Source organism: Pseudomonas sp. C6002, assembly GCF_013385805.1.
GTDB lineage: Bacteria > Pseudomonadota > Gammaproteobacteria > Pseudomonadales > Pseudomonadaceae > Aquipseudomonas.
Window position 1 is genome coordinate 51120 of record NZ_JACAPH010000043.1, and the last position, 13348, is coordinate 64467.

The following is a 13348-nucleotide window of genomic DNA, read 5'->3' on the forward strand; positions in this document are numbered from 1 at the left end:
GCGAGGTGCCGAGTGGTGGGGCAAGAGCGTTTTGGTTACTTTTGCGCTTTTCAAAAGTGAGCCGCTGTAAGAGCGGAACCATAAGTCGCCGTTACCTAAATAACGGATATACACCCCACCCCAGCAACAACAAAGCCTACGCCGTCTTCCCTGTATGGTTATTCAGCGAAATAACCTTGGTCTTCCCAATCCGGTGACGATAAATCTCACGCAGGTACTTGATCGCCTTCTTCACACAATCCCGCGACAGACGAATATCGTTGATCGACACAAACTTGTCCTTGTCGTTGATCAACTCACGATACTTCTTCTCGTACATCGGCTTGATCGCATACCAGTTGGTATCCAGGATCTTCGCCGGGTTCTCGAACTCGTTGAGCAGCTCATCAATCCGGTCTTCATCAAAATCCTCATGGATGATGAAATCCAGGATCGAATTATCCAAGGTGTCATCAAACCGATACGGATTACGCGCAAAACAGCGCTTGATAAATGCCACGATCAACGTCAAAAAATCATCCGACAGGCACGGGCTTTTAGCGATCAAGGTCGTGAGCGACAAGTTGGCCGACGCCCCGATCACCAGCGCATACCGTTTGAGCGTCGTATTGGGAAACAGGCTGTTGAGGTGCGTCTTGAGCCGATTCAGGTCCATATAGGACAGCTTGTAATCCTTGGGCAACGACACAATCGACACCACCGACGAGCAGTTCTTGAAGAAGTGCAAGTCATGCAACGCCGCCGCGTCATAGCCGGAATTCTTGTACTGCTCCAGGGAGGCCTTGTACCGCTTGGACTCAATCGGCAACAGGCTGATGCCTTCGATCGCCTGGGTCACCTTGTTGAAGTGCGGCAGATCAATGGAACGGAAAAACAGGTCGTCGATGTTCAGCCGCTGCGGCTCTTTTTCGAACACCTTGAACTTGTCGCTCGAAGGCGCCGGCGTTTCCGGCACCACCGATTCGGCGTAGGCAATCGCCACCGGGCCGGCCAGGCTCATGAACAGGTCGTTGGCATCCAGGCGGATGGTCTCGCCAATGTCGATCCCGGCGCGACGGAAGTAGTTCTGGTCGTAGTCGGTGGTAACCGCCTGGGCCGTCAGAATGTTGAAGATCTGCTGCGAGATGTACTGGTTGGCGTGCTTTTCCATGGCATTGACATCAATGTTCTGGATGTTGCCGTCATCGCTTTCCTCGGCGTAACGCATGATGTCGTTGGAGATCAGCATCATCGCGTTCCACGGTCGGATACGGCCTTTCACGCTGGCTTCGCTGCTGTCTTCATTGTCGAAGTTGTACGAGAAGTCCCATTCTTCCGACAGGTATTTGCACAACAGCCGCCCGGCGTTGATGTGCAGCGCCTCGGACATTTCGCTGCGGTGATCGGAGATGTTCGGCAGCACACAAATCCCGCTGGTGAAGATCGGTTCGAACACGAAGGCGTGACCGCTTTTGCTGTCATGTTCATCCGCGGGCTTGGTGTCGAACGTCTTGTTCATGTACGAGTGCTGCTGGGCCAGGCCGAACTCCGAGGCCATGCCTGAACCGGTACCGCCGCCGGCACTGAAGATCGAGAAGTACAGGCGCGACTGGTTGGCCTTGATGCCGCAGGAGTCGATCAGGTACGAGTGGATCATCTTCCAGTCGGGGCTGGAGAAGCGCTGGGTGTCTTTGTTGAGGATGATCTTGGCCAGGTACTGGCCGAGTATCGGCGCGTTACCGGCGCCGCCGGCATGGACTTCCGAGAGGTCCATGATTTTCATCTTGCTGTAGTCCCGCAGGAAACCGCTTTTCTCACCCTTGCGCGAGAAACGGATGCGCCCGGCAATGTCCTTGTCCAGGTCGCCCAGCATCACCAGCGGCTCGACCAGGAACACCGGTTTGGTGCCCTTGTTCGAACCCAGGCGCAGGTTGTTGCGAATCCACTGGGCGGGGCGGTAGCCCTTGTCGGTGGATTTGTCTTCGTTGCTGAATTCGTTGAGGTAGAACTTGCGGGCGTTGTACACCAGCTCTGCCACATCCAGGGCAATGTTGGAGCCACAGCGGCCCAGGCCGATCAGGCACACCGAGGGGAATTCCTGCTCATTGCGCAGTTCACCGTCGAGTTCCATGTGCGGTGCGCGCGGGAACACCATGTCGCGCAGGCCGTCGAGGTTGTCGAGGATGCGGTCGGTGTTGGTCTCGGTAAAGTACAGGTACTGCTGGGTGGCCAGCGGGCGGGCGGTGCTCAATGACTTTGAACCTGAGGGTTTTTCCGCAGGGGCTGTCAGCAACACGTCGGATACCGCGGTGGCAGAGTTATTTTTAGAAGTCATTGTGCGCCATGTGCCTGGACGGATGGCTGAGTGAGTATCAAATAGCCATCACAAAATGAGAGATCGCGACTTTACAGTGCGTCCTGGTCCTGGGCGATAGGGTTTAACCCTAGGGTTTTAAGGGGAAAGCCTGGCCGGACTCTGATGAATCGGCCGTTCGTCGGGGTTCTTTAGTGAAATGATGGCGAATTGCCAAATTTTCGGCGTCAGCGAATTGGCCGAACGATGGACGCCGGGCCCGCACGACCCGAAGGCGGATCTTTCGGCGCGGGGTCACCCCCCGTCAGGCCCAGCAGGCTGAACAGGTTGTTCTGGTCCAGGCTGTTGATCACCGCGCTGATATCACTCAACGGCACCGCAGCGCTGAGCAGGTAACCCTGAACAAAATCACAGCCGTGTTTTTGCACCACTTCAAATTGTTGCAGGGTTTCCACGCCCTCGGTCACCACCTGCAGGTGCAGGGTGTGGGCCATGCCGATAATGGCCTGGACGATCTCGATGTCGGCGTTCGACTTGGGGATATCCTGGATAAATGAACGGTCGATTTTCAAGGTGTTCAACGGCAGGCGCTTAAGGTAGGCGAGGGACGAGTAGCCGGTGCCGAAGTCGTCGATGGACAAAGACACGCCCAGGGCGCGGATTTGCCGCAGCAATGCCAGGGTGCTGCTGATATTGCCCATCAGCGCGTTCTCGGTTACTTCCAGTTCCAGGCGATTGGCCGCGATCCCGCCGAAGCGCAGGGCGTTTTCGATCTCATCGGCCAACTCGTCACGCGTCAGGTTGAGGGCCGAGCAGTTCACGGCCATGACCAATTCAGTGTGGCCTTGCTCCGACAGCAGGCTCAGGTCGTGACAGGCCTGGCGCAGCACCCAGTGATCCAGTTCGGCAATCAGCCCGTTGCTTTCGGCAATGCCGATGAACCGGTCCGGGGTCAGCAGGCCATGTTGGGGGTGTTGCCAGCGCACCAGGGCTTCGAGGCGCGTGACCCTGCCTTTTTTCAGGTCAAGTATCGGTTGGTAAAACAGCACCAACTCGTTCTTGCCCCGCAGTGCGGCGCGCAGTTCCTCTTCCAGCTGCAGTTCCAGGAAGGCCCGGGTTTTCAGGTTGGAGCTGAAGAAGTTCAGGCTATTACGCCCGGCATCCTTGGACTGATACAGCGCCAGGTCAGCGGTCTTCAGCAGCTCTTCGCTGGTTTTGCCGTCTTCGGGAAACAGGCTGATGCCGATGCTGGTGGTCATCACCATGCGCCGGCCGGCCAGTTCGATGGGGTCTTTCATTTTCTGCATGATGCGCTGGGCCATGTGCCGCGCTTCATCGCGGTGATGGATGCTGATCAGGATGCAGAATTCGTCACCGCCAAACCGCGCGACCACGTCGTCATGGCTGCGCACCGAGCTTTTGATGTGGCCGGCCAGCACCGTCAGCAGTTCGTCGCCGGCGTCATGGCCGAGGCTGTCGTTGATGCGCTTGAAGTGGTCGATATCCAGGAAGATCACCGCCAGCATGCCGTCGGTGGCGGTTTTTTCCGCGAGTTTCTCGGCGAAGATCTGGTTGAAACCACGGCGGTTGAGCAGGGTGGTCAGGGCATCGTAATGCGCCACCTGTTGCAGCGAGGCGCGGGCCTGGTCCAGTTCGGTGAGCAGGGCGTTGACCCGGCGCAGGTCGGTTTCCTTGTGTTGCAGCTTCTTGTCCGCGAGGGCAGCACTGATGCTGCTGCCAATCACCAGCAGTGCGATGACCGCCACCAGCAGCCCCAGTTGGACCGGGTTGTTGTCCACCGGCAGTGCCGACTGTACGAGGTCTTCGGGTACCAGCAGCTGCATGGCCGCCATGCCGGTGAAGTGCATGCTGATAATGCCCGCGCCGAGCACCAGGCTGGCCGCGTACTTGAGCAATTGATGGAACATGCCGGTGCCGTTGCGCAGGTACAGCGACAGCAGCAAAGCCGCCAGGCTGGCGCCGATCGCGATCAACACAGAGGCGAGGAACAAGCCAGTCTCGAAATACACGCCCGCCTCGGAGCGCATGGCCGACATGCCCACGTAGTGCATCAGCGCAATACCCAGCCCCATCCACACCGACGCCAGCACATATTGGTGGGCGCGCAGCCTTGGATGACTGAGGGTTTGCATGGCGAACAGCGCCGCGATCAGGGCGATCAGCAGCGAGGCGAACGTCATGATCAATTCGTAGTGAATCGCGATAGGCGCCTGGAAGGCCAGCATGCTGATGAAGTGGGTCGACCAGATGCCGCCTGCCAGGCAGCCCGCGCCTACCCAGCGCCAGTGCCGTTGAGCCTTGGGGTTGTCGACATGGCCGACCCGCTCGGCCATGTCCAGGGTGCCGAAGCCCGCTGCGCACGCCACTACATACGCCAGTAGCACCAGAAAGGGGTTATGACTGCAATTGAGTAATAAGTGCCCACTGTCCGGAAGGTCGGTAAAAAAATGCAAACCAAGCCATTCCATAGCATGTCCCGTCACAGAGTTTTAGTCTGACTGCGTCTTTCAGTATAGAGAGCGTGAGCGAGTTACAAGGATTGATGGCAGATTGCTTCTAATCATTTGGCGATGAGTTTATAAACAACTAGAACCAAATGATTAGGGATGACCGCCCGGGTCGCCCGATGGAGTGACATCAGACTTACGAATCATTACAGACAATCCCCACGAGGCTGACTAGATTGCAGGTTCCGGGCTCAGGATGCGTCTGGCATCGCGGCTCACATAACAATAAAAGAGACGGACCCATGCAGAACTCGACCCAAGCGGCGAATGCCTGGCGCATTCTGTTCCTGCTGTTCCTGGCCAACCTGTTCAACTTTTTCGACCGCACCATTCCCGCGATCATCATCGAGCCGATCCGCATGGAGTGGCACCTCAGCGACTTCCAGCTCGGGATCATCGGTACCGCGTTCACCATTGTTTATGCAATTGCCGGCTTGCCGCTGGGGCGCCTGGCCGATACCGGCTCGCGCAGCAAACTCATGGGCTGGGGCCTGGCGGCGTGGAGTGGCCTGACAGCGGTCAATGGTCTGGTGGGCAGTTTCTGGACCTTTTTGCTGGTGCGCATGGGCATCGGCATCGGCGAGGCCAGTTATGCGCCGGCGGCAAACTCGCTGATCGGTGACCTGTTTCCCGCCCACCGCCGTGCCCGGGCCATGGGGATCTTCATGCTGGGCCTGCCCTTGGGCCTGCTGCTGGCCTTCTTCACCATTGGTGCGATGGTCAAGGCGTTCGACAGCTGGCGTGCGCCATTCTTTATTGCCGCGGTGCCGGGGCTGATCCTTGCGGTGTTCATGTTCTACATCAAGGAACCCAAGCGCGGCGCGGCGGAAGCCGTGCAAGTCTCCCAGGAGAAAGTCGACCGGCCGATTCGCCGGGTGCTGGCGGTGCCGACATTCCTCTGGCTGGTGCTGGCCGGGTTGTGCTTCAACTTCGCCACCTATGCCTGCAACTCGTTCCTGGTGCCGATGCTGCAGCGCTATTTCCTGCTGCCGTTGCAGGATGCGGCAGTCGCCACCGGTGTCATCGTCGGTATTACCGGCCTGGTGGGCCTGACCCTGGGCGGCTGGATTGCCGACAAGATCCATCAACGCATCGCTAACGGCCGGCTGCTGTTCGCGGCGTGCAGTTTGATTATCTCTACAGTGACCACTGCCTGGGCGTTGCACGCGGGGCGGATCGAGATTGGTGTGTTTGTGGCGCTGTTCAGTGTCGGCTGGCTGTTTGCCTATAACTTCTACACCTGCGTGTACACGGCGATCCAGGACGTGGTCGAGCCGCGCCTGCGGGCGACGGCGATGGCATTGTTCTTCGCCGGCTTGTATTTGCTGGGCGGGGGCATGGGGCCGATTGTGGTGGGCGGGTTGTCGGATCATTTTGCCCATTCGGCGATGTATGCCGACGGTGCCCAGCAGATGACTGAGGCTTACAAGGCGGTGGGACTGCATGACGCCATGTACCTGATTCCGGTGGCGCTGTTTTTGACCATGCTGTTTCTGTTCCAGGCGTCCCGCAGTTTTGTGCGCGATGCCCAGCGGATGAAGGATGGGTTGGGGGTGGTGGAGGTGCCGGCCAGGGCGGTTACTGCCTGAGATCGAGGTGACGCCTTCGCGAGCAAGCCCGCTCCCACATTTGACCGCATTCTCAAGATGGAACTCGGTCAAATGTGGGAGCGGGCTTGCTCGCGAAGAGGTCATCAATAACAACGATGTCTACAGTGAATAAAAAAGGCCCGCATTGCGCGGGCCTTTTTGTTTGTCAGGGTAGGGCGGCGAAGTTAGCCCGCGACCAACACCCGAATCGCTTCCAGTCGCAGCGCCGCCTTGTCGAGCATCGCCAGGCCTTGCTCGCGCTGTTGGCGCAGGGCAACCAGTTCGCTGTCGCGCACGGTCGGGTTGACCGCTTGCAACGCGGTCAGGCGCGCCAGTTCTTCCTCGGTATCCGCCGCCAGGCGACGTTGAGCCTCGGCCACACGCTCGGCGTGACGCGGGGCAATCTTCTCCTCACCGGCGTTGATCCGCGGCGTCAGCTGGTCGCGCTGGGCCTGCACGAACTTGTTGGCGCTGGCCCGCGGCACGCTTTCCAACTGATCATTCAAGGTCAGGAACGACACGCGGCCCGACAGGTCATTGCCATTGGCATCCAGCAGGCAACGCAGTGCCGCCGGTGGCAGGTAACGGCCCAACTGCAGCGAACGCGGAGCAACCACTTCGCTGACGTAGAGCAGTTCCAGCAACACGGTGCCCGGCTTGAGCGCCTTGTTCTTGATCAGCGCCACGGCGGTGTTGCCCATGGAACCGGACAGCACCAGGTCCATGCCGCCCTGCACCATCGGGTGTTCCCAGGTGATGAACTGCATGTCTTCGCGGGACAGCGCCTGGTTGCGGTCGTAGGTGATGGTCACACCTTCGTCGTCGCCCAGGGGGAAGCTGGCGTCGAGCATTTTTTCGCTGGGCTTGAGAATCAGTGCGTTTTCCGAATGGTCTTCGCTGTCGATGCCAAAGGCGTCGAACAGGGTTTCCATGTAGATCGGCAGGGTGAACTGGTCGTCTTGCTCAAGGATCGCTTCCACCAGCGCATCACCTTCGCCAGCGCCGCCGGAGTTGAGCTCCAGCAAACGGTCGCGGCCGGTGTGCAGTTCGGCTTCGAGGCGCTCGCGCTCGGCACGGGCTTCGTCGATCAGCGCTTGCCACTCGCCGTCGTCGGCGTTTTCCAGCAGCGGCAGCAGGCGCGGGCCGAACTGGTGCTGCAAGGCGTTGCCGGTCGGGCAGGTGTTGAGGAACGCGTTCAGCGCCTCGTGGTACCACTGGAACAGGCGCTCTTGCGGGCTGGTTTCCAGGTACGGCACGTGCAGTTCGATCACATGTTTCTGGCCGATCCGGTCCAGACGGCCGATCCGCTGTTCCAGCAAGTCCGGGTGGGACGGCAGGTCGAACAGCACCAGGTGGTGGGAGAACTGGAAGTTGCGGCCTTCACTGCCGATTTCCGAGCAGATCAGCACCTGGGCGCCGAATTCTTCGTCCGCAAAGTAGGCGGCAGCGCGGTCACGCTCGAGGATGTTCATGCCCTCGTGGAACACCGTGGCCGGGATGCCGGAGCGCACGCGCAGGGCGTCTTCCAGGTCCATGGCGGTTTCGGCGTGGGCGCAGATCACCAGGACTTTGGTGCGCTTGAGCATCTTCAGCTGGTCGATCAGCCACTCCACGCGCGGGTCGAAACGCCACCAGCGTTGTTCTTCATCGACGTCCGGCTGCGACTGGAAGCTGACTTCCGGGTACAGCTCGGCGTGCTCGCCCAGGGGCAGCTCGAGGTATTCGTCCGGGCACGGCAGCGGGTAGGCGTGCAGCTTGCGCTCCGGGAAACCTTGCACCGCGGCGCGGGTGTTGCGGAACAGCACGCGGCCGGTGCCGTGGCGGTCCAGCAGTTCGCGGACCAGGCGGGCACTGGCTTCGGCGTCGCCATCGTTGACGGCGGTCAGCAGCGCTTCGCCTTCGTCGCCGAGGAAGCCCTGGATGGTCTTGTGGGCGGCGGGCGAGAGACGGCCCTTGTCCAGCAGTTCCTGGACGGCTTCGGCCACCGGGCGATAGTTTTCGCTCTCGGCGCGAAAGGCGTGCAGGTCGTGGAAACGGTTCGGGTCCAGCAGGCGCAGGCGCGCGAAGTGGCTGTCCTGGCCCAGTTGCTCAGGGGTTGCAGTGAGCAGCAGCACGCCCGGAATCACTTCGGCCAGTTGTTCCACCAGCGAGTACTCGGGGCTGGCTTTTTCTTCGTGCCAGACCAGGTGGTGCGCTTCGTCGACCACCAGCAGGTCCCAGCCGGCCGCGAACAGCGCGTCCTGGGCCTTCTCGTCGTCCACCAGCCATTCCAGGGCCACCAGCGCGAGCTGGGTGTCTTCGAACGGGTTGGTGGCATCGCTTTCGATAAAGCGCTCTTCATCGAACAGTGCGACCTGCAGGTTGAAGCGGCGGCGCATTTCCACCAGCCACTGGTGCTGGAGGTTTTCCGGCACCAGGATCAACACGCGGTTGGCGCGACCCGACAGCAATTGGCGATGGATCACCAGGCCGGCTTCGATGGTCTTGCCCAGGCCCACTTCGTCCGCCAGCAGAACCCGCGGCGCGATACGGTCGGCAACTTCACGGGCGATGTGCAGTTGGTGCGCGATCGGTTGCGCACGTACGCCGCCCAGGCCCCAGAGCGAGGACTGCAACTGGCGGCTGGTGTGTTCCAGGGTGTGGTAGCGCAGGGAGAACCAGGGCAGCGGGTCGATCTGGCCGGCGAACAGACGGTCGCTGGCCAGGCGGAACTGGATGAAGTTCGAGAGCTGGGTTTCCGGCAGGGTGACCTGCTCGTTCTGCCCATTGAGGCCGTGGTAGACCAGCAGGCCGTCGACGTCGTCGACTTCTTGCACGGTCATTTTCCAGCCTTCGAAATGGGTGATGGTGTCACCCGGCGAAAACCTCACGCGAGTGAGGGGCGCATTCCGTAGCGCATACTGGCGAGTGTCGCCAGTGGCCGGATAGAGCACGGTTAACAAGCGGCCGTCCTGTGCCAGAACGGTGCCTAACCCCAGCTCTGCTTCGCTGTCACTAATCCAGCGTTGCCCCGGTTGATACTGCTGCGCCATGCTGCCTGACTCCCGCCGTGAAAAAGCCGACTATTCTAACGGAACACGGCTTCCAGACCAAAAGGAATAGGTGCAGCTTCGAGCTTTAAGCTACAAGCGGCAAGAAAAAGGGCGGTATCTTCGTCGGATAGATGACGATTGGTTCACAAGTTGGCGGCTTGACGCTCAAGTCGTCACCCACGCAGCCGACAGTCTGCTGAACAGGAGACTAATAATATGCTGCCACCCATGCTGCCCTTGAGTGTTGTGCCGGTCACGTCGCAGCTTGACCCGGTGCGCCAGAAGCCGGATATCCCGCCCGTGGCGCCGGTTCAGCCAGGCTCCAACGAAAGTACCATCGACTTGCAAAAGCGCGATCCCGAGGAAGCGGCTTTGCTGCTGCGCGAGGAGCAACGTCGCCAGCAGGAACAGCAAAAGCGTCGCCGCGAAGCCGATGAAGACTCGCAGGAGCACCTGGCTGTTCCCGGTGACGAACTCAACGCCGACAACACCGTGCCGGTGGTGCCGTTGATTGAAGACGCACCACGGCAAGGCTTGTGGGTGGACGTCGAGGTTTAATCCCGCAGTTCGCGCAGGGCGGCGATCAGTTGCTCGATGTCTTGCGCCGTATTGAGGTAGCTCACGGAGATTCGCGCCACGCTGTCCAGCTCGCGGGCCTGCAGGTCCAGTGGAGTGTAGGGCACGCCATTGGCACCGATGTTGATCCGCTTGAGGCCCAGGCGGCGCTTGAGCTCGAAGGCGTCCCAGCCGGCCAGGTTGAAGGCGATCAGGCCGGACTGGTTTGCGCTGGTTCCCAGGTCATGCAAGGTAATCCCGTCGATTCGGCGCAATTGTTCACGGATTGTGTCGCTTAACAGCCGGACCGTCTCGCGGACCCGCTCGACCCCCAATCGATTGACCTCCAGCAACGCATTGCCCAGGCCTGCCAGCAAGGCGAACGACACTTCGCTGGTTTCAAAGCGCCGGGCGTCGTTGCGCAAGTCAAATCCCGCAGGGCTCCAGGGCGCCGAAAACACATCGCGTTGGGCCGGGTTCAAGCGCTCGAGAAAATCCGGCCGCACATAGAGCAGGGCGGTCCCGCGTGGGCCGCGCAGATGCTTGCGCCCGGCGCCCTTGAGCACATCGCAGTGCAGCGCTTGCACATCCACCGGCACCTGGCCGATGGCTTGCCCGGCGTCGATGAAATAGGCAATGCCATGACGCCTGGCCAACGCGCCGATGGCCTCGGCCGGGTTGATCAAGCCGCTGTTGGCGGGGAGCCAGGTCAGGTCGATCAACCGCACCCGGGCGTCGAGCATGGCTTCCAGGCCGGCGACGGATACCGCGCCGGTTTCATCGCAGGGGATCACTTCTACTTGTGCACCCGATTGCACGGCCGTTTGCATGCTCGCCAGGTTGCCGCCCCATTCGTGGCGGCCCACCAGAATGCGGTCGCCTGGCTGCCACGGGCCCAACGCCTGGAACGCCATGCTCCAGGCGGTCGAGCCACTGCTGGCGAAGGCAATCGATGACACGGGCGCATTGAGCAGTTGCGCGGCGGCGCGACGGGCTTTTTCTGTCAGCAGTGCACCGTGTTCGCCGGCCTCCATCGGGCCGTCGCGGGCTTCGCGCTGCAACTGGTCAATGATTGCATCAAGCGTCCCTTGGCTGGGCAGGGAGGCCCCGGCGTGGTTGAAGTGGACGATGCCGGATTGGCAGCCCGGCGTTTCGTCCCGCAGCTCCCGGACCTCGGTCAGGGACAGCGCAGTCACGGCTGCAACTCGAAAATCGCGTCGATCTCCACGGCTACGCCGCCCGGCAAGCTGGCGACGCCCACGGCCGTGCGGGCATGCCGGCCTTTGTCGCCGAGGGCGTTGACCAGCAAGTTCGAAGCGCCATTGGCGACTGCACCCTGGCGCTGGAAATCACCGCTGCTGGCGATAAATACGCCCAACCGAATGATGCGCACCAGTCGCGACAGGTCATCGCCCAGGGCATCGCTTAATTGGGCCAGCAGGCCCAGCGCCGCGAGTTCGGCGGCCTTGGCGCCTTCGTCTTCGCTGATGGATTCGCCGAGTCTTCCGATGTAAGTCGGTTTGCCGTCCAGCAGCGGGATTTGGCCGGAGATGAACAGCTGGTTCTGGCTGATCACGTAATTGACGTAGTTGGCAATCGGCTGGCTGGGTGTCGGCAGGCTCAGGCCGAGGGCTTGTACGCGTTGCGAGATGGAGTGGCTCATGATGAATCCTCTTGGAAAGAGTCTTCAGCATGGGCGGGGCGATTTTCGCCGACAAACGGATAGATTTAACTCGACGTATCGAAATAACTCATGCGTCAGCGCAGATTTCCCGCAGCCATTCACTGAAACAAGCGGCCGCCGTGCTGGTTTCGCCATGCGGGGCAATCAGCCAGTAACCGATCTCGCTTTGATAGGGCGGCCAGTCGAAGGCTTCCACCAATGTGCCCTCCTTGAGCCTGCGTTCGATCAGGCGGTGGCGGCCCATGGCGATGCCCTGGCCGGCGACGGCGGCTTCGACCACGATGTTGTAGTCGTGCAGCAGCGCCTTGGGGTAGTGCTCCACATCCACCTGATAATGCCGGGACCAGTCGGTCCACTCGAAAGGGCGGTGCGAGGTGGCCATCAGCAGCGGGCCATTGGCCAGTTGGCTGGCCTTGAACGCCGGGCTGCAGACGGGTGACAGTGTTTCGCTCATCAGGCGCGTGGCCTGCACGTCGGTCCAGTCGCCCTTGCCGTAGCGAATCGCCAGGTCGACCTCGGCGGCGGCGACATCTGCCAGCTGAATCGCCGGCACCAACTCCACCTGGATGTGTGGGTAGCGGCTGAGAAACCCCGCCAGGCGCGGTGCCAGCCACAAAGTGGCGAACGAGGCGAGCAGGCCGACGCGCAGTACGCTGGTGGCGGGCGGTGTTTGCTGCTGCCGGGTGGCGGCGGCGATGGTGTCGAGGGCGGGGCGGATCTGGTCGTAGTAGTGTTGGCCGTCTTCGGTCAGATCGATGGCGCGGGTGCGTCGGATAAACAGCGGTTTGCCCAGGTGCTGTTCGAGTTTCTGCACTTGATGGCTGAGGGCGCTTTGGGTCACTGACAGCTCGGCGGCGGCCTTGATAAAACTCAAATGCCGGGCCACGGCCTCAAAGGCGCGCAGGGCCAGGAGTGGGGGAAGGTCCTTGTGCAGTGCCACGTCGAACGCTCTGTGTGAGGGGGTGGGATGGGGGGATTTTGCGGGCAAATGCGCGCGATGACATCGATTTTGTTTACGCGGGATTGGCGCAGGACGCATTATTGGGGCATCCAAGCCATTACGTAAGCCAAGCCATGAGTGACGATGACAAGCTGATTGACCTGAATGCCGAACGGGCCAAACGTGTTCATGATCTGAATGACAAGCGACTGAATGAAGTGCGCCAGGCGTTTGAACAGGCGATGCCGTTGGGGAAGCCCAAGAAAAAGCCGAAAAGCAAACCGAAAAAGCGTTGATATAGCCTGCATCGTTTGATGCAGGTCAGTTATTTCCCTTCTTTACGCTCCGTCGCGGGCGACATTGATCCTCGTCAATTTCTTCTTTCGTCTTCTTGGTTAACTTAGCCCTATCGCAACAGGGCAAGTGCAGGAGGCCGGTCATGTTTTTCGATAATGTGGTGTTTGCCGGAGTGCTGACGGTTGGCCTCATGGTGATGTTCTTTGTAGGGTTTGGAATTTTTATCTGGAAAGACGCTAATAAGCGTAAGAGGCCTTAGGTCTTTTCGGATACATGAGCACGCAAGGCATTTTGGGCGACTTCGGTCGCCTTTTTTTTGTTTTGGATTTTTTGTTTTGTGTACATATCCGTTGCTGCGGTAACGGCTACTTATGGTTTCGCTCTTACAGCGAGTCACTTTTTTACAAGCGCCTAAAAAAGTAACCAAAAA

10 protein-coding genes are annotated in these 13348 nt (G+C 60.2%); 4 read left to right on the plus strand and 6 right to left on the minus strand.

Going from position 1 to position 13348, the window contains the following annotated elements; translation table 11 throughout:
* Window positions 1–136 precede the first annotated feature (136 nt).
* Entirely contained in the window at window positions 137–2314 is a 2178-nt protein-coding gene (locus HX817_RS28575; protein ID WP_177041978.1) for a hypothetical protein, read from the minus strand.
* Window positions 2315–2520: 206 nt separating this feature from the next.
* Window positions 2521–4782 carry a bifunctional diguanylate cyclase/phosphodiesterase gene (locus tag HX817_RS28580; RefSeq protein WP_023659115.1) on the minus strand — a complete coding sequence of 754 codons (2262 nt, stop codon included), beginning with the start codon at window positions 4780–4782 and terminating at the stop codon, window positions 2521–2523.
* Between the two features lie 281 nt (window positions 4783–5063).
* Between HX817_RS28580 and HX817_RS28585 the strand changes: the two genes are divergently transcribed.
* Complete coding sequence (locus HX817_RS28585; protein WP_003210907.1) at window positions 5064–6410, plus strand: MFS transporter; 1347 nt, start codon at window positions 5064–5066, stop codon at window positions 6408–6410.
* A 185-nt stretch (window positions 6411–6595) separates the two neighbouring features.
* Here HX817_RS28585 and rapA read toward each other — a convergent pair whose 3' ends face one another.
* Window positions 6596–9442, minus strand: coding sequence for an RNA polymerase-associated protein RapA (rapA, locus tag HX817_RS28590; protein WP_177023048.1), 2847 nt, complete (start codon window positions 9440–9442; stop codon window positions 6596–6598).
* A gap of 216 nt (window positions 9443–9658) precedes the next feature.
* Here rapA and HX817_RS28595 point away from each other — a divergent pair, with 216 nt between their 5' ends.
* Window positions 9659–10000, plus strand: a complete 342-nt coding sequence (locus tag HX817_RS28595; protein ID WP_008430424.1) for a hypothetical protein — start codon at window positions 9659–9661, stop codon at window positions 9998–10000.
* On the opposite strand, the gene HX817_RS28600 is transcribed toward HX817_RS28595, so the two are convergent.
* The 3 genes from HX817_RS28600 to HX817_RS28610 form a co-directional block, all read right to left on the minus strand.
* The gene (locus tag HX817_RS28600; protein WP_371317787.1) at window positions 9997–11193 is read right to left on the minus strand and encodes an aminotransferase class V-fold PLP-dependent enzyme; all 1197 of its coding nucleotides are present in this window, start codon (window positions 11191–11193) and stop codon (window positions 9997–9999) included. The two genes, HX817_RS28595 and HX817_RS28600, sit on opposite strands and share 4 nt — an antisense overlap.
* Complete coding sequence (locus HX817_RS28605) at window positions 11190–11660, minus strand: RidA family protein (RefSeq protein ID WP_003210913.1); 471 nt, start codon at window positions 11658–11660, stop codon at window positions 11190–11192. The genes HX817_RS28600 and HX817_RS28605 overlap by 4 nt, the downstream gene beginning before the upstream one ends.
* Before the next feature lie 88 nt (window positions 11661–11748).
* Entirely contained in the window at window positions 11749–12621 is an 873-nt protein-coding gene (locus HX817_RS28610) for a LysR substrate-binding domain-containing protein (RefSeq protein ID WP_102368259.1), read from the minus strand.
* Between HX817_RS28610 and HX817_RS28615 the strand changes: the two genes are divergently transcribed.
* Window positions 12615–12917 (plus strand): hypothetical protein, encoded by a 303-nt coding sequence (locus tag HX817_RS28615; RefSeq protein WP_143495551.1) that lies wholly within the window; start codon window positions 12615–12617, stop codon window positions 12915–12917. The two genes, HX817_RS28610 and HX817_RS28615, sit on opposite strands and share 7 nt — an antisense overlap.
* A gap of 143 nt (window positions 12918–13060) precedes the next feature.
* The gene (ccoM, locus tag HX817_RS31505; RefSeq protein WP_003210916.1) at window positions 13061–13177 is read left to right on the plus strand and encodes a cytochrome c oxidase subunit CcoM; all 117 of its coding nucleotides are present in this window, start codon (window positions 13061–13063) and stop codon (window positions 13175–13177) included.
* Window positions 13178–13348: the final 171 nt, after the last annotated feature.

What these genes read in the sequence shown, in the direction of transcription:
- HX817_RS28605 (WP_003210913.1), bottom strand. Translation starts at nt 11,660, where the DNA reads ATGAGCCACTCCATCTCGCAACGCGTACAAGCCCTCGGCCTGAGCCTG.
- HX817_RS28575 (WP_177041978.1), bottom strand. Translation starts at nt 2,314, where the DNA reads ATGACTTCTAAAAATAACTCTGCCACCGCGGTATCCGACGTGTTGCTG.
- HX817_RS28585 (WP_003210907.1), top strand. Translation starts at nt 5,064, where the DNA reads ATGCAGAACTCGACCCAAGCGGCGAATGCCTGGCGCATTCTGTTCCTG.
- ccoM (WP_003210916.1), top strand. Translation starts at nt 13,061, where the DNA reads ATGTTTTTCGATAATGTGGTGTTTGCCGGAGTGCTGACGGTTGGCCTC.
- HX817_RS28595 (WP_008430424.1), top strand. Translation starts at nt 9,659, where the DNA reads ATGCTGCCACCCATGCTGCCCTTGAGTGTTGTGCCGGTCACGTCGCAG.
- rapA (WP_177023048.1), bottom strand. Translation starts at nt 9,442, where the DNA reads ATGGCGCAGCAGTATCAACCGGGGCAACGCTGGATTAGTGACAGCGAA.
- HX817_RS28580 (WP_023659115.1), bottom strand. Translation starts at nt 4,782, where the DNA reads ATGGAATGGCTTGGTTTGCATTTTTTTACCGACCTTCCGGACAGTGGG.